Source organism: Mesorhizobium abyssinicae (assembly GCF_049887195.1).
Classification (GTDB): Bacteria; Pseudomonadota; Alphaproteobacteria; order Rhizobiales; family Rhizobiaceae; genus Mesorhizobium; species Mesorhizobium abyssinicae.
This window is the reverse complement of the sequence record NZ_JARAKC010000015.1, coordinates 55019-72379: the sequence shown is the minus strand read 5'-3', so window position 1 is coordinate 72379 and position 17361 is coordinate 55019. Positions and strand designations below refer to the sequence as shown.

The window sequence follows — 17361 nt, the reverse complement described above, 5'->3', positions numbered from 1 at the left end:
TCATGTCGAGCGCCGCAACCGCTGAAACAACCTCGCCGGCAGCCGATGCCGCCAAATCCCCGCTGGCCAGACTGGGTTCGGCCTTCGTCAACCGCCTGGTCATCATCGTCCCCTATCTCTGGCTGCTGTTCTTCTTCCTCATCCCGTTCGTCATCGTCTTCAAGATCTCGCTATCGACGACGGCGATCGCGATGCCGCCCTACACGCCGGTGCTCGATTTCAGCGGCGGCATTTCCGGCTTCTTCGGCCAACTGAAGCAGCTCGGCGTCGACAACTACACCTGGCTGACCGAGGACGCGCTCTACTTCAACGCCTATGTGACCAGCCTGATCATCGCCGCGATCTCGACGGTGCTGACGCTGATCGTCGGCTATCCGATCGCCTACGGCATGGCGCGTGCGCCGGCGACGATCCGGCCGACCTTGCTGATGCTGGTGATCCTGCCGTTCTGGACCTCGTTCCTGATCCGCGTCTACGCCTGGATCGGCATCCTCAAGCCGGAGGGCCTGCTCAATCAGCTGCTGCTCGCCACCGGCGTCATTAGCCAGCCGCTGATCATCCTCAACACCTACACGGCGATCTTCATCGGCATCGTCTATTCCTACCTGCCGTTCATGGTGCTGCCGCTCTATTCGTCGCTGGAGAAGATGGACTATTCGCTGATCGAGGCCGCCAAGGATCTCGGCTGCCCGCCGACCAGCGCCTTCTGGAAGATCACCTTCCCGCTGTCGCTGCCCGGCGTCATCGCCGGATGCCTGCTGGTCTTCATCCCGGCGGTCGGCGAGTTCGTCATTCCCGACCTGCTCGGCGGTTCGCAGACACTGATGATCGGCAAGACCTTGTGGAACGAGTTCTTCGCCAATCGCGACTGGCCGGTTTCGTCGGCCGTCGCCGTCATCCTGCTGCTGCTGCTGATCGTGCCGATCATGCTCTTCCAGCAGGCCCAGGCGCGCGCGCAGGAGCAGGGCAGATGAACGCCACCTGGAGCCGCTTCAACATCACCTCGGTCGTGCTCGGCTTTGCCTTCCTCTATCTGCCGATCGTGCTGCTCATCGTCTTTTCCTTCAACGAATCGAAGCTGGTCACTGTCTGGGGCGGCTTCTCGACCAAATGGTACGTCTCGTTGTTCCACAATCAGGGCCTGATGGACGCCACATGGGTGACGGCGCGCGTCGGCGTCATCTCGGCCACCGTGGCCACCGTGCTTGGCACGCTGGCGGCCATCACCTTGACGCGCTACACGCGCTTCAGGGGGCGCATCCTGTTTTCCGGCATGGTCTTTGCGCCGCTGGTCATGCCGGAAGTCATCACCGGCCTGTCGCTGCTCCTGCTCTTCGTCGCCGTCGGCCTCGACCGCGGCTTCCTCACCGTGACGCTCGCCCACATCACCTTCACCATGTGCTTCGTGGCGGTTGTCGTGCAGTCGCGCCTGGTTTCCTTCGACCGGTCGCTTGAAGAGGCGGCGATGGATCTCGGCGCGCCGCCGGTGAAGACATTCTTCCACATCACACTGCCGGTCATCCTGCCGGCGATCATCTCCGGCTGGATGCTGGCCTTCACGCTGTCGCTCGACGATCTGGTCATTGCCTCCTTCACCTCAGGGCCGGGCGCCACCACGCTGCCGATGAAGATCTACAGCCAGGTCCGTCTCGGCGTGACGCCCGAAATCAACGCCGCCTGCACCATCCTGATCGCGGTCGTCGCCGTCGGCGTCATCATCGCCTCGGTCGCCAACAAGCGCCGCGAGGTCCAGCGCCAGCGCGACGAGCAGGCCGCGCAGCGCGGGTAGGGGCATCAGGGTCAGGCGCGAAATTACTCGCCGGAAACGCCGCGGCTGATCGGCGAGATGAATGGCGTGCTCCAGGTGCCGCCGACGAAGAACAGCGACTGGTTGGGAGCCTGGGCAGGCTGACTGGTCGGCTGGCCGCTAGGCTGCTGCTGCGCCGGCTGTCCGCTCGGGGTGACACCGCCCGACAGCGCCAGCCCGCGCCCGGCATAGGAGGCGATGCCGGACAGCCAGATCTTGGATTTCGCCGAATTGGCTTCGGCCTTGTCGAGCCGCGCCACGCCCTTGGAGATGCTGGCCTTGATCTCGGCGCCATCGATCGGCAGCGTGCCGTCGGCAACGTCGTCAAGCGCGAAGAAACCGCCCTGCTCGGTATGTTTGAGGAAGGCCGGCAGGTTGAGCCTGGTGAGGGCGCCCGGTCCGACGGTCGCTGAGACCGATCCGTCGGCATTTTCGAAGATGGAATTCCAGGATCTGCCCGGCCCCTTGAGGATGACCGAAACGGTTGCCGTCCCGACAGGCACCAATCGTGTCATTCCCGCCGCGGTGGCGAACGCGCCGCCATCGACGTCGGAAGCCAGAAGCCGGATCTCCACTTGCGTGCCCTCGGGCTTGCGGTCGAAGCGCAGGCTGCTCTGGATGTTGCCGCCGAAGGCGGAGGCGTCGGAAATGTCGAAGACGGCGAGCCCGTTCTTGACCTGCGCCGTGGCGGCAACGTCGGCAAGCTGGACCGGTCCGGCGGTGGCGTGCGCCGCCGACAGGCGGAGGTCGAGATTGATCTTGTCGGCGAAACTGGTGTCGATCTCGCCGGGGCCGGCTTCACCGGTTGGCGTGATCGGGGTGAAGGCGGAGAGGAACGACCTGAGGTCGAGCGTGTCGAAGGCGAGCGTGCCGGAGATGACCGGGAGCGCTTCGCTGAAGGAGAAGTCCAGCGCCCCCATTCCCGGATTGTTGTCGAGCGCCACCGTGGTGTTTTCGAACTTCACCCGGCCGGCCGCCGCCGTCACCTTGCTCGCGACCGAGACCGCGCCGATCGCCGCGCCGGGCGCGATGCCGGCCTGCGACCACTCCAGCACGCGCCGCAGCGAGGGCGCCGCGAACTTTGCCTGGCCGTCGAAATAGGCGTTGTCCGACATCGAAGCGACGCCGTCGAAGGAGAAGCTCGCTGGCGCAGCCTTGAAGGACAGTGTGATCGGCGCTGCGCCCCCGGCGAAAAACACCAGCGGCTTGGCCGATGCGAAGTCGACGGCGACGCTTTCGCCGCGCCAGATCCCGGTCGCCGTCAGCGTCGCATTGCTGTTCATCGCCGCCCAGTTCGCCTGGCCGGACAGGCTGCTGAGGATCTCCTGCTCCTTGCCGCCGATCGAGGCCACCACGCGGCCGTCGCGGAATTCGACGGTGCCGAACGGGTCGGAGGGCAATTTACCGAGATCGGGTTTCTGCGGGTTGGCGGTAACCAGGCCTCGCGCTGTGTCGATCGAGCGCGTGATGCGGCCGCCGGTCGGGATGGCGGGCAGGAAGAGGCCCTTGGCGGTGCGCTGGACCCTGATCGTCGGCCGCACCAGCCTGGCCGTCGAGAACACGACGTCGCCTTGCAAGGCCGCCATGGCGGAAAGATCGACCTCGACCCGTTCGGCCTCGATCACCGGCGGCGCGTCGGTCTCGGTCCATTGCGAAAGCGTCACGTCGGTCAGGATGGCGCGGAAGGTCGGCCACACCTCGATGCGCGGCGAGCCGTCGATGGTGACCCTGAAACCGCTCCAGGCGCTCATCTCCCAGGCGATGCGGTCGCGCACGATGCGGGTCGAGGCAATCAGCGGCAGCGCGGCGACGACCAGCGCGATGACGAGCACGGCAACGCCGACCGCCCATACTCCGCGCCGGATCAAAGATGATGGCATATCGCCCTATATGCTTCCATTGCCGACAAATCGCCCGACGGGTGTAACCCAGCGCCGACGCATTTCAAGTCTTTATGGCCCGGCGATGGCATTTGCGCACACTCTGGAGGTGCTGGCCGAACAAAATCTTGCTCTGCTGCGCTGCGGTATGCATAAGCGTGCCACCGACCGTCGCCGAAATTATGCGCCGGTTTTGGGACAACGACGGTCGCGACTCTGGGCTTAACTGCCGCAAACACGACGCGTTCTTGGGAGGAACGACCATGGCCGCCGACACCCCCTTGTGGACGCCGACGCAAGACCGGATCGACGCGGCGCCCATGACCGCCTTCATGAAGGCCGCGGCGGCGAAAACGGGCACCGCATTTTCCTCCTATGCCGAGCTTCACCGCTGGTCGATCGACGATCGCGAGGTGTTCTGGGACCTTGTCTGGGATTTCTGCGGCATCGTCGGCGACAAGGGAGAACGCGTGCTGGTCGACGGCGACAGGATGCCGGGCGCCGCCTTCTTTCCCGACGCCAGGCTGAACTTCGCCGAGAACCTGCTGAAGAAAACCGGCTCCGGCGATGCGATCGTCTTTCGCGGCGAGGACAAGGTGGAGCGGCGGCTGTCCTGGAACGAACTCAATGCGCTGACGTCGCGCCTGCAGCAGCTCTTCCTGTCGCTGAAGGTGAAGAAGGGCGACCGCATCGCCGCGATGATGCCCAACATGCCGGAGACCGTCGCCGCCATGCTCGCCGCCGCCTCGATCGGCGCCGTGTGGTCGTCCTGCTCCCCCGATTTCGGCGAGCAGGGCGTTCTCGACCGTTTCGGCCAGATCGAGCCGGTGGTCTTCATCGCGCCCGACGGCTACTGGTACAATGGCAAGGCGATCGAGGTCGCCGACAAGGTCAAGGCGGTGGCGGCCAAGCTTGCGACCGTGCGCAAGGTGCTGATCGTCGATTACCTCGGCACCTCGACCGACGTCGCCGCGACCATCGACAAGGCGGATGCCCTGGAGGCGGCCCTGTCTTCCTTCGCCGTCAAACCCGTGGCGTTCGAAGGACTGCCGTTCTCGCACCCGCTCTACATCCTGTTTTCCTCCGGAACCACCGGCATTCCGAAATGCATCGTCCATTCGGCCGGCGGCACGCTGATCCAGCATGTCAAGGAAGAGCGGCTTCATGCCGGTCTGCTCGACGGCGACCGCTTCTTCTACTTCACCACCTGCGGCTGGATGATGTGGAACTGGCTGGTCTCCGGCCTCGCCTCGGGCGCGACCTTGCTGCTCTACGACGGTTCGCCCTTCTACCCGGATGGCAATGCGCTGTTCGATTTCGCCGACGCCGAGAAGATGACCTATTTCGGCACCTCGGCGAAATTCATCGATTCGGTGCGCAAGGCCGGTCTCGAGCCGATCAAAACGCATGATCTTTCGACGGTGCGCACCATCTCGTCGACCGGCTCGCCGCTGTCGCCGGAGGATTTCCGCTTCGTCTATGACGGCATCAAGAAGGACGTGCATCTGGCCTCGATCTCCGGCGGCACCGACATCGTCTCCTGCTTCGTGCTCGGCGTGCCGATCGAGCCGGTATGGACCGGCGAGATCCAGGGAGCCGGCCTCGGCCTTGCCGTCGATGTCTGGAACGACGACGGCAGGCCGGTCAGGCAGGAAAAGGGGGAGCTGGTCTGCGCCAAAGCCTTTCCGGCAATGCCGATCGGCTTCTGGAACGACCCCGAGGACAAGAAGTACCGGGCCGCCTATTTCGAGCGCTTCGACAATGTCTGGTGCCATGGCGATTTCGCCGAATGGACGGCGCATGGCGGCATGATCATCCATGGCCGCTCCGACGCGACGCTCAATCCGGGCGGAGTCAGGATCGGCACGGCCGAGATCTACAATCAGGTCGAGCAGATGCCGGAGATCCTCGAGGCGCTGTGTATCGGCCAGGATTTCGACAATGACGTGCGCGTCGTGCTGTTCGTGCGGCTGGCCGCCGGCGTGAAGCTCGACGACGATCTGGAAAAGCGCATCCGCGCCAAGATCCGCACTGGCGCAAGCCCGCGCCATGTGCCGGCCAGGATCGTCGCCGTCACCGACATTCCGCGCACCAAATCTGGCAAGATCACCGAGCTTGCGGTGCGCGACGTGGTGCATGGCCGCGCCATCAAGAACAAGGAGGCGCTTGCCAATCCGGAGGCGCTGGAACTGTTCCGCAATCTGCCGCAGCTTGCCGGCTAACCATCCCCGCAATGGTAAACAAAATATGTCGGCCGAATTTACCTAGATTTCATGAGTGGTACACATTCGTAAATTTTCCGCCCGGCGGGTAAGGATTTGTTAAGGGCCGGCGCCGATAGTCGCATGTAACTTGAGGGAGAAATCCCGTTCCTCGTCCCCTGAGGTTCAGATTCGCTCAAGCCCCCGTTGTGACAGCAATCCCATCCTTAAGGCGTCCGGTGGACGCCTTTTCTTTTTCCGGCCCTTAAGGCGTCCGGTGGACGCCTTTTCTTTTTCCGGCAGCGCGTTATTCGGCCAGCACCCGGGTCGAGGGGAAGGCGACTTCCACCAGCGTGCCTTCGCCGGGTGTCGAGGTGATGCTGAACCGGGCGCGGTTCGCTTCCACCATCGCCTTGGTCAGCGGCAGCCCAAGGCCGGTGCCGTCGCCGCGTCCGCGCTTCAGCGCATTGATCTGCTTGAACGGTTTCAGCGCCTGCTCGATCTCGGCCTGGCTCATGCCGATGCCGGTGTCGCGCACCCGCATGACGACGTCGCCGGAGGTCTCGTAGGCGGTGGACACGATCACCTGGCCGCCGGCCTGCGTGTAGCGGATGGCGTTCGACAGGATGTTGAGGGCGATCTGGCGCACGCTCCTGAGGTCGGCCACCACTTCCGGCAGCCGCGACGCAAAGCTGGAGCGGATGATGACGCGCTCGCGGTTGGCCTGCGGCTGCATCATCGCTACCGTCTCGGCCAGCGTGTCGTTGAGCGACACCGCCTCGTAGTCCATCTCTTGCTGGCCGGCCTCGATCTTCGAGATGTCGAGCAGGTCGTTGACCAGGTCGAGCACATGATTGCCCGAGCGGTTGATGTCGCGCAGATAGTCGCGATAGCGGTCATTGGCGACGGGGCCGAACTTCTCGTCCACCATCAGCTCCGAAAAGCCGATGATGGCATTCAGCGGCGTGCGGATCTCGTGGCTGATACGGGCCAGGAAATCCGTCTTTTGCGAGGAGGCGCGCTCGGCCACGGCGCGCGCCTGGGTCAGGTCCTCTTCGGCCCGCTTCCATTGCGTGATGTCGCGCACGACGGCGCAGAAGCCGCTGTCGCTGGGCAGCCGGCCGATGGTCATGAACAGCGGAATGAAGCGTCCCTGCGACTCCCGCCCGATCACCTCGCGGCCGTCATTCAGCACGCTCGCCACGCCGGGTTCGGAAAGCCCGCTGAGATAATCGCGCGCCGCGCGCTGGCTCTCGATGGCGAACAGCGAGGCGAAAGGCTTGCCGGCGACCTCGTCGCTGTCGAAGCCGAACAGCGCTTCCGCCGGGCGGCTGATCGAACGGATGTTGCCGTCGCGGCCGATCAGCACCACGCCGTCGGTGGCGGTGTCGATGATGGTGCGCATTTCGGCGATGCGGCTCTTCAGCTCCGAAACGTCCGGCTGCTGGGTGGGCTCGTCATTGGCGGCACTGAAATGCGCGGGTGCTGCGTCCTCTTCGCCGGAGCGGCGCACCACCAGCATCAGCGCCTTGCCGGCGCGCCACGGCACCGCGCGCAGGATGGCATCGATCGGGAATTCCTGCCCGTCGCGCGTCTTCAGCCTGAGGGCGCGATCGCTTTCGTCTGCGGTGCCGTCCTCGGACTGCGCATAGGGATCGGCAAACAGGGCGCCGAGCCCGCCGGCGTCGGTCAGCTCGTCGAGCGTGTCATAGCCGGTCAGGTGCAGGAACTCGTCATTGGCATAGTGCAGCGCGTCGCCGGAGTGGATGATGAGCGGCACCGGCAGCTTGCCGAGGATGGACGTATCCGGCGCCCTGGTCTCCTCGCCGGTCGAGAAGGCCGACGGCACGAAGCCGTCGAGCTTGAGCGGCGGAGCAAGGAGGCGCGGCCGCGCGATCGCCGGCGTCTTCGCATCGGCATCGACGCGGGCGGTGGCATCCTCGTCGGGTCGCGTCCATTCCTCGCTGTCTTGCGCGTCGCGGAAGTCGTCTGCCGTCATGCTGTCGTCGGCATCTTGCGGCGCCGAAACCGGCGGAGCTTCGGCGGCCCTGGCCGCTTCAGGCTCGACAGCCGGGGCGCCACCGGCAAGCTGGTCGGTCTGGTCTTCGCGGCCGGCATAGTCGAGCAGCGAGCCTGAGACGGGGGGCGGCTTGACCTGGCCGGCGGCAGGCTCTTCGGCGGCTTCGCCCGGCTCGCCGTCGAGGCGCGCCAGATCCTTCTCGTCCTCGGCGTCATCTTCCGGCGGTTCCGCCAGTTCGGCCGGCGCTTCCGCGCTCACCGGCTCGTCATCCGCGGCGTTCGCCTGGCTCCGGGTTTCGTCGGCTGCCTTGACCGGCGTTGCCGCATCGGCGTCACCTGAAGCCTGATGCGCGACAGGCTGCTCAGCCTGCGCGGTCTCGACCGAGCTTGCGCCGACCGGGCTGTCTTCCCGGGGGGCAGGCGGTGGCTCGGATGGGGCGGAACTGTCCTTCTTCAGCCGCTCGCCGATCTCGCGGAAAGCGCTGCGCTCCAGCGTCGACAGGCCCTTGTCGTTGGCCGGTTGCCGGTGCTCGGCCAGCCGGATCACCTTGTCTGCAAAACGCCGCTCCGGCTTCGGCACGATGGTCAGCGCCGGCACCTCGCCCTTGAACGGGTCGGCTGGCTTCGGCGCCTCCGCAACGGGTTCCTTGACGGCCGGCTCGCTCGCCGCCGGCGCCCCGCCATTGGGAACAAGCGCCATGCCGATGGCTTCCGGATCGACGACCGCGTCGCCGGCGCGGGCAACGCCGAAGCCGCGAAAACCCTCGAAGGCGCGGCTGCGGCCGTAGACCGGCAGCGCCGCCAGATCGACCGGTATCTTGAGATCGGTGCCGGCGACCGGCCATAGCGCCGAGCGGCCGGACCAGGTGTCGCGGCGTTCGAGCAGGCCGGCGATCTCGCCAGTGGCATCGAGGCCAAAGGTGGCGGCGACGTCCTTGAAGCGGCGGCCGATGACGTCGGCCGCCGGCTTGCCGACGATGTCGGCGAATTCGGGCGACAGCGCGCTGAATTTGCCGTCGGCGTCGGTGCGCCAGACGAAGCGCAGCGGCGGCGCGGAACGATCGATCGTCCGGTCGGCGGACGGCTCCGCCGCTGGCGCGGCAGCGGCGCCATCCTGTTTAGGCGTTTCGGCTGGAGCCTCGGCCTTGCCGGATGCGGGCTCCCGATGCCGTGCCTCGTCGCCGCCGGCATTGAAATACCAATGATCGTGCTGCGGCTGCGTTTCGCCGGCCTTTGGCCGGTCGCCGGGCACCGCTTTCGGGCGCTGTGCGGCCGGGTCGGCAGCCTTGTCGCCGTGAGCGATGGCAGCTTCCTTGGCCGCCTCGGGCGCGGCCGTCGCATCCGGCTTCGCGGGCGCAGGTCCCTGGCTTGCCTCAGGGGCGACGGAAGGCACCTCGACCGGCAATGCTTCGGCTGCCGGACCGTCGGTCTGCGGCTCACCCGGCAGCTCGTCGTCGAGCTGCGCTTCGTCAATGACCACCAGGAGGTGGCGCGTGTCGGTCAGCCGTGCCAGGCCGGCAGGATAGGAGTTGGCGCCGCCCGGAACCAGGCGCTTGACGATGCGGTCGCTGTCATCGGCCACATCGGCGACAAGTGCTGCGAGCGTCTCGGGCAGGATGCCGAGCGCCGCAAAGCCGTCGGACGCGGCCTCCACCTTGCCGGCGGCGTCGATGAAGGCGATGAAATGGCCGTCCTCGGTGAAGCCGCCAATGGCGCGGCTGGCGATCTCTGCGGCGCCGCGCGAGCCGGTCTGCGCCGCGGGCAGCGCCAGCATGATCGCCTTCTCGCCATCCGGCATCGTCACCGCGCTGGCCAGGAAGCCGACGGCGCGACTGCTCAAGCCCGTCGCCAGCCGGAGCGTGATGGCCCGGTCGCTGCCGATCTGCGGAAAACCGCTGGTCGCCATGATCTGGCGCCTGGCGATCAGCGGCAGCCGCGCCGAGGCGCCGATGATGCCTTCGATGTCGTCATGGCCGAACACCGCGGCGCCAGGCCCGTTGGCCCAGATCACCTGTTCGAGGTCGGCCGACAATATGGCGATCGCGTCGCCGGCGGCGAAGCGCTGGCGGACCGCATCGAGCACGGCAACGTCGAGGAAGGAGTAGTTTTCAGGCGGCATGCGCTTGGCGAATCCCTCCAGCGGGCAATTTCAGTTAACGCTTTGTTAATAAAAGCGGACGGGGCGAAGGTCCACAAGCCAAGGGGTGCAGCGGTCGAAATCTCTGGGCGCTTGGTTAACGGCGGGGAAGATTTTTATGGTGCACTGCAACAAAGATGTTGCATCGCACAAAAAAACCTCTATATTGCCATTATACATGAACGAGACGGCTTTCTGTCAAAGCCGCTACCCGCGAAAAGGATGGAAAATGTCCAAGACCAAAACTTCAGAGACGATCGAAAACATCGAATTCCCGAGCTTTGACGCTTCCAAGGCCACCGACCAGATCCGCGCTTTCGCCGAGAAGGGCGTCGAGCAGTCGAAGGAAGCCTACACCAAGCTGAAGACTGGCGCCGAGGAGACCCAGAAGGTTCTGGAGTCGACCTTCGAGACCGCCAAGACCGTTTCCGGCGACCTGTCGCTCAAGACCATCGCCGCGCTGCGCGCCAATGCCGACGCCGGCTTCTCGCATCTCGAAGCCCTGATCGGCGCCAAGTCGCTGTCGGAAGTCGTCGAGTTGCAGACCTCCTTCCTGCGCAAGCGTGCCGAACTGGCCGTCGAGCAGGCCAAGGAATTCCAGGCCGTCGCGTCCAAGGCTGCCGAGGACGTTGCCAAGCCGATCAAGACCGCTTTCGAGAAGGCCCTGAAGGACATCAAGGCCGCCTGATAAAGACGCACGACTCATCGATGCATCAAAACGTCGCATTTCGTCAGACAAATAGATGTGCGATAGAGTTGTCCAAGTGAATACCCGGTGGGCGGAACCTCCTCCCTCTGCTCTCCGGGGTGACCAGCCAGCACCTCCTCCCGCTGGCTCGTAACAGGAAAAGGCCGGCACCTCCTCCCGCCGGCCTTTTCTTTTGCCTGGCGAAACTCAGCGTCGGTTTGAAGAACCGGCCTTTGCCTCATCAAAGGCCTTGAATTAGACTCCGATAGCCCGTATTGGACGCATCGCCGAACGACAGAGCGGATCCGGGGAGCAGAGCTTCACCTCCATCCCGCTCAGGCAGACGTGCCGTTGTAGCTCAGCTGGTTAGAGCGCCGGATTGTGGATCCGGAGGTCGCTGGTTCGATCCCAGCCAACGGTACCATCGGCTTAAGTATCTGTTATTGCTGATAATTTCATAGGCCAAGCGAACCTGGCCACGCCGGCTTATGGCATTCGATGGAAGAAACCTTCCGGCCCTCCTGAGCCTCCGCTCTCCTTCTACCGAAGACACGTTTCACAGCTGGTGCAGAACCTTTCTGGCGAAAGGCCGCTCGGAGATCCATGCGGAGATCGGCGGAGAAGACGCGCAAAGGGGATGGTTCGCGTTTCGCCTGAACCGTCCAGACTGATCTGACCGATCTGCCTTCCCCCATTTGGTCAGCGACCGTTCGGCCCAAGCAGGCATCTGTCGAACCATCTGCGCGCCGACCTGTCGAAGGCCCGGCATCTGCGCGAAATTCTCCTCGGAACCAATTGTCTTATTCCACGTTTTTAGCCTTGCGGTGGATTGTACGTCGCCGCAAGGGGTGGGGATTTCATCGGCATAAGTTCCTTCACAAAACCGCTGGGCTGGGAGTGGCACTGTGAGCGTGCAGGCATCAAGAACGCAACTCGACCGTCGTCAAATTCTCAATTCGTTAAAAGCCTTCAGGCGAGGCGACTTTTCCGTCCGGATCGACAACGTCTATGAAGGTATCGATTCCGATATTGCCGATGCCTTCAACCAGATCGTTGAACTGAACGATCAGGTCACGAAGGAATTTGAGCGACTGAGCAGGGTCGTCGGCAAGGACGGAAGGATCGGCGAGCGGGGCCACGTCCGCAATGCCACCGGTAGCTGGGAATCGAGTGTCAGGTCGGTCAACGACCTCATCGAAGACATGGTCCAACCGACCGCGGAAGTGGCTCGCGTCATTGGCGCGGTGGCAAAAGGCGATCTGTCCCAAACGATGATGGTCGAAATCGATGGCCGACCGCTGCGCGGCGAGTTCCTGCGCATAGGCAAGATCGTCAACACAATGGTGGGACAGCTGGCTTCCTTTGCCTCCGAGGTGACCCGCGTCGCGCGAGAGGTTGGCACGGAGGGAAAGCTTGGCGGACAGGCGCGGGTGAAGGGCGTTGCCGGCACGTGGAAGGATCTGACCGACAACGTCAACGCCATGGCCACCAACCTCACGGGTCAGGTGCGCAACATCGCCGAAGTGACCACCGCGGTCGCTTCAGGCGACTTGTCGAAGAAAATCACCGTCGACGTGAAGGGCGAAATCCTCGAGCTCAAGAACACCATCAACACGATGGTCGATCAGCTTAATTCCTTCGCATCGGAAGTGACGCGCGTGGCGCGCGAGGTCGGCACCGAAGGCAAGCTTGGAGGACAGGCCCGTGTCGAAGGCGTCGGCGGCACCTGGAAGGACCTGACGGACAACGTCAACTCCATGGCGGAAAACCTGACCGGCCAGGTCCGCAACATCGCCGAAGTGACCACGGCAGTGGCTCTGGGGGATCTCTCGAAGAAGATCACCGTCGACGTGAAGGGCGAAATCCTCGAGCTCAAGAACACCATCAATACGATGGTCGATCAGTTGAACTCCTTCGCTTCGGAGGTCACGCGTGTCGCGCGCGAAGTCGGCACTGAGGGCAAGCTCGGCGGCCAGGCCCAAGTGCGCGGCGTTGCCGGCACGTGGAAAGATCTGACCGACAATGTCAACTCGATGGCCGAGAACTTGACCGGTCAGGTGCGCAATATCGCGGAAGTCACGACTGCGGTTGCCTCTGGCGATCTGTCGAAAAAGATCACTGTCGCCGTGCAGGGCGAGATTCTCGAACTCAAGGACACCATCAACACGATGGTCGACCAGCTGAATTCGTTCGCCTCGGAAGTGACGCGCGTGGCGCGCGAGGTCGGCACGGAAGGCAAGCTCGGCGGCCAGGCCGAGGTGAAAGGCGTCGCCGGCACCTGGAAGGACCTGACTGACAACGTCAACCTGATGGCGGCCAACCTGACGGGCCAGGTTCGAAACATCGCAGAGGTGACCACGGCCGTTGCCCGGGGCGACCTTTCCAAAAAGATCACCGTCGACGTCAAGGGCGAAATCCTCGAGCTCAAGGACACCGTCAATACGATGGTCGACCAGCTGAACTCCTTTGCCTCCGAGGTGACACGCGTGGCTCGCGAGGTCGGATCGGAAGGCAAGCTTGGCGGCCAGGCCCACGTGGAAGGCGTCGGCGGCACATGGAAAGACCTGACAGACAACGTCAACGCCATGGCCGGAAATCTGACCGTGCAATTGCGCGACGTTTCCAAGGTGGCAACCGCAATCGCCACCGGCGACCTGACTCAGAAGATCACCGTCGATGCATTGGGAGAAATCCTTCAGATCAAGGACGTGATCAACACCATGGTTGATCAGCTGAACTCGTTCGCCTCGGAAGTGACGCGCGTGGCGCGCGAGGTCGGTTCGGACGGCAAGCTCGGCGGCCAGGCGCAGGTTCGAGGCGTGGCCGGCACCTGGAAAGACTTGACCGACAATGTGAACGCCATGGCTGCCAACCTGACCGGCCAGGTGCGCAACATCGCGGATGTGACGACAGCCGTGGCGCTGGGCGACCTTTCCAAGAAGATCACCGTCGACGTGAAGGGCGAAATCCTCGAACTCAAGTCGACCATCAACACCATGGTCGACCAGCTGAATTCCTTCGCAGGCGAGGTGACGCGCGTGGCGCGCGAAGTCGGCACCGAAGGAAAGCTCGGTGGTCAGGCTCAGGTGCGAGGCGTCGCCGGAACCTGGAAGGATCTCACCGACAATGTGAACTCGATGGCCGAGAACCTTACCGGCCAGGTCCGCAACATCGCCGAGGTGACGACGGCGGTCGCGCGAGGCGACCTCTCCAAGAAGATCACCGTCGACGTTAAGGGCGAAATCCTCGAGCTCAAGTCGACCATCAACACCATGGTCGACCAATTGAACTCTTTCGCAGGCGAGGTGACGCGCGTCGCGCGCGAGGTCGGCACGGAAGGCAAGCTCGGCGGCCAGGCCGAGGTGCGAGGCGTAGCAGGCACCTGGAAGGATCTGACCGACAACGTCAATCTGATGGCGACCAATCTGACAAACCAGGTGCGTGGCATCGCCGACGTCGTGACGGCAGTGGCTCAGGGCAATCTCAAGCGCAAGCTGACGGTCGATGCGAAGGGCGAAATCGCCTCCCTCGCGGACACCATCAACGGCATGATCGAGACCCTCGCCACCTTCGCCGACCAGGTGACCAACGTCGCGCGCGAAGTGGGCATCGAGGGCAAGCTCGGAGGGCAGGCGCGGGTGCCTGGTGCAGCCGGTCTCTGGCGCGACCTGACGGACAACGTCAATCAGCTGGCCGCCAATCTGACCACCCAGGTGCGCGCCATCGCAGAAGTCTCGACCGCCGTGACAAAGGGCGATCTGACCCGCTCGATCAGTGTCGAGGCCTCGGGCGAAGTCGCGGCGCTCAAGGACAACATCAATGAGATGATCCGCAACCTCAAGGATCAGACGCTGAAGAACGCAGAGCAGGACTGGCTGAAGACCAATCTGGCTCGCTTCTCCCGGATGCTCCAGGGCGAGCGCGACCTCGCCACGGTTTCGCGATTGATCATGTCCGAACTCGCCCCGCTGGTGAACGCTCAATACGGCGTGTTCTATGTGACCAACCGCGACGAAGATGAGTCCTATCTGGAGCTGGCGGCGTCGTACGGCGCCGAGAGCAAGGCAGCCATCAAGCAACGGCTCGATCTTCGGGAAGGGCTCGTCGGCCAAAGTGCCGCAGACAAGCGTGCGATCATGCTCGACAATGTGCCGCCGGACTTTCTGCGGGTCACCTCCGGACTGGGCAGCTCCTCGCCGGCCAACGTCATCATTCTGCCGGCTCTGTTCGAAGACGAGGTCAAGGCCGTCATCGAACTCGCATCATTCGGCGAGTTCCGCGACACGCACCAATCGTTTCTCAATCAGCTGATGGAGTCCGTCGGCATCGTTCTCAACACCATAGCGGCGACGATGCGGACCGAGGGCCTGCTCAAGCAATCGCAGCTGCTGACGTCCGAATTGCAGGCCCGCCAGACCGAACTGACTAAAAAGCAGGAGGAACTGCACGCCACGAACGAGGAGCTTCAGGAAAAGGCTCAGCTTCTGGAGAACGAGAAGAAGCAGGTCGAAAACAAGAATCTCGAGATCGAGATGGCACGGCGGGCGCTTGAGGAGAAGGCTGAGCAGCTTGCGCTCACTTCAAAGTACAAGTCCGAGTTCCTTGCCAACATGAGCCATGAGCTCAGAACGCCGCTCAATTCGCTGCTGATCCTTTCCAACCTGCTCGCCACCAACCAGCAAGGCAACCTCAACGACAAGCAGGTGGAGTTTGCGCGCACCATAAATTCGGCCGGCACGGACCTTCTCAGTCTCATCAACGATATCCTCGATTTGTCGAAGATCGAGTCGGGTACGGTCTCGATCGACATCAATGACATGCCGGTCGCGCATCTGCGCCAGCATATGGAACGCACGTTCCGCCAGCTCGCCGCCGACAAGGGACTTGGCTTTGCCATAAAGGTCGACCCGGCTCTTCCCGAGACCGTGCGTACCGACGAAAAACGCCTGCAGCAGATCGTCCTCAACCTGCTGTCAAATGCCTTCAAGTTCACGTCCGGAGGTCAAGTCAGCCTGAATTTCCGGCTCGAGAAAACTGGACGCCGCAACGGCACCAGACAGCCCGCCAGGGCCCTGGCCATTGCGGTGACCGACACCGGCATCGGCATTCCGGAAGACAAGCAGAAACTGATTTTCGAGGCTTTCCAGCAGGCAGACGGTACGACCAGCCGCAAGTACGGAGGAACCGGTCTGGGGCTCTCGATCAGCCGTGAGATCGCTCGTCTGCTTGGCGGTGAACTCAGGGTGGAAAGCACCCCTGGCAAAGGATCGACCTTCACGCTCGTCATTCCGATCGACGGTCCAAGGACTACGGCCGCGACGCAGCCGGAATTGCTTCCGGCCACCGAAGCGATTGCCACGACGGCAGCGCCCACCGGTCTGCCGTCGGCGGAGTTGATGGACGACCGCGACGCCATTTCGGCGGAAGACAGGGTGGTTTTGATCGTTGAGGATGATCCGACCTTCGGCGGCCTGCTGCTGGGCCTGGCACGATCGGCCGGGCTGAAAGGTGTCCTGTCGACTGCCGGGTCCGGAACCTTGGCCTTGGCCCGCAAGCTGGTTCCGGACGCGATCACGCTGGATCTCGGGCTGGCGGACATCGATGGATGGGTGCTCTTTGACCTGCTGCGCCATGATCCGAAGACCACCGGCATTCCTATCCATGTGATCTCTGGCGCGGACGACATCGAAGGCCTGGCCACCAAGGGCGCATCGAGCATTTCCACCAAGCCCGTGTCGTCCGACGAACTGATGAAGGTGTTTCAGGATATTCATTCGAGAAAGCTTCGTGTCCAGCGCCGGGTGCTTGTCGCAGACGCCGATCCGGAGCGTCGCCTTTCGCTGGTCGAAACCATCCGGGATGGGGTCACCTCGGTCACTGCAATCGGTCGCGCGGCGACTGCAGATGACATTGACCTGGCCGCGTACGATGCCGTGGTTCTCGGTCTTGGAAGGTCTGCCAAGGACAACGCTCAGGCGCTCGATGAGCTTACCAACCAGCTTTCAGACGGGCTGCCGCCGCTTCTGTTCTTTGCCCCTCATTCCGACGCCATAGAACAGGTGCTGGCGCTCAATCCGGCTTGGATCGATGTCCCGCGGGCCGAGAATTTTGCTCAGTTGGCTCTCCACATATCGGCAACACTCCCAGGAGGATTGCGCGAGGACAATGGGGCAGGGCCCGGGCAAGCTGAGAACAGGTCAAACATCGCTGGCGCAAAAGTGCTGATCGTCGATGACGATATCCGAAACATCTACTCGCTGACGAGCGTTCTCGAGACCTACGACATCGAAGTTCTCCATGCCGAGCGGGGCCGCGACGGGATAGCGTTGCTGGAGGAGAACTCCGACGTCGACGCAGCCTTGATCGACATCATGATGCCCGAGATGGACGGCTACGAGACGATGAGGAGAATCCGCAATACGCCCGCCATAGCCCACATTCCACTGATATCGGTGACGGCAAAGGCAATGAAAGGCGATCGGCAGAAGTGCCTGGAAGCCGGCGCGTCCGACTATATAGCAAAGCCCGTCGATCTCGATCTTCTCATGGCGTTGCTCCGGGTCTGGATCGGTCGTTCCAGAGCGAGGGTCGAGACCTCGCAAAATCTGCTCATGTCCGTGAACTGACAG

General features: G+C 63.4%; 7 protein-coding genes and 1 tRNA gene. 6 read left to right on the top strand and 2 right to left on the bottom strand.

Going from position 1 to position 17361, the window contains the following annotated elements; all coding sequences use genetic code 11:
- The first annotated feature begins 2 nt into the window (after nucleotides 1–2).
- Both PU724_RS25275 and PU724_RS25270 read left to right on the top strand, forming a co-directional pair.
- Complete coding sequence (locus tag PU724_RS25275; RefSeq protein ID WP_127309771.1) at nucleotides 3–974, top strand: ABC transporter permease subunit; 972 nt, start codon at nucleotides 3–5, stop codon at nucleotides 972–974.
- Nucleotides 971–1789, top strand: coding sequence for an ABC transporter permease (locus PU724_RS25270; protein WP_127284455.1), 819 nt, complete (start codon nucleotides 971–973; stop codon nucleotides 1787–1789). The genes PU724_RS25275 and PU724_RS25270 overlap by 4 nt, the downstream gene beginning before the upstream one ends.
- Before the next feature lie 23 nt (nucleotides 1790–1812).
- Here PU724_RS25270 and PU724_RS25265 read toward each other — a convergent pair whose 3' ends face one another.
- Entirely contained in the window at nucleotides 1813–3687 is a 1875-nt protein-coding gene (locus PU724_RS25265) for an AsmA family protein (protein WP_354424192.1), read from the bottom strand.
- Between the two features lie 263 nt (nucleotides 3688–3950).
- On the opposite strand from PU724_RS25265, the gene PU724_RS25260 reads away from it, so the two are divergent.
- A complete protein-coding gene (locus PU724_RS25260; protein WP_354424190.1) occupies nucleotides 3951–5909 on the top strand; it encodes an acetoacetate--CoA ligase in 1959 nt (652 codons plus the stop codon).
- Nucleotides 5910–6195: 286 nt separating this feature from the next.
- Here PU724_RS25260 and PU724_RS25255 read toward each other — a convergent pair whose 3' ends face one another.
- Complete coding sequence (locus tag PU724_RS25255) at nucleotides 6196–10026, bottom strand: PAS domain S-box protein (RefSeq protein WP_354424188.1); 3831 nt, start codon at nucleotides 10024–10026, stop codon at nucleotides 6196–6198.
- Between the two features lie 247 nt (nucleotides 10027–10273).
- Here PU724_RS25255 and PU724_RS25250 point away from each other — a divergent pair, with 247 nt between their 5' ends.
- The 3 genes from PU724_RS25250 to PU724_RS25240 all read left to right on the top strand — a co-directional run bounded on the left by PU724_RS25250 (nucleotide 10274) and on the right by PU724_RS25240 (nucleotide 17358).
- Nucleotides 10274–10732, top strand: coding sequence for a phasin (locus tag PU724_RS25250; protein WP_127286863.1), 459 nt, complete (start codon nucleotides 10274–10276; stop codon nucleotides 10730–10732).
- Between the two features lie 347 nt (nucleotides 10733–11079).
- Nucleotides 11080–11156: transfer RNA gene (locus PU724_RS25245), tRNA-His, on the top strand.
- Between the two features lie 487 nt (nucleotides 11157–11643).
- Nucleotides 11644–17358 (top strand): HAMP domain-containing protein, encoded by a 5715-nt coding sequence (locus PU724_RS25240; RefSeq protein ID WP_354424234.1) that lies wholly within the window; start codon nucleotides 11644–11646, stop codon nucleotides 17356–17358.
- The last annotated feature ends 3 nt before the right edge of the window (nucleotides 17359–17361 follow it).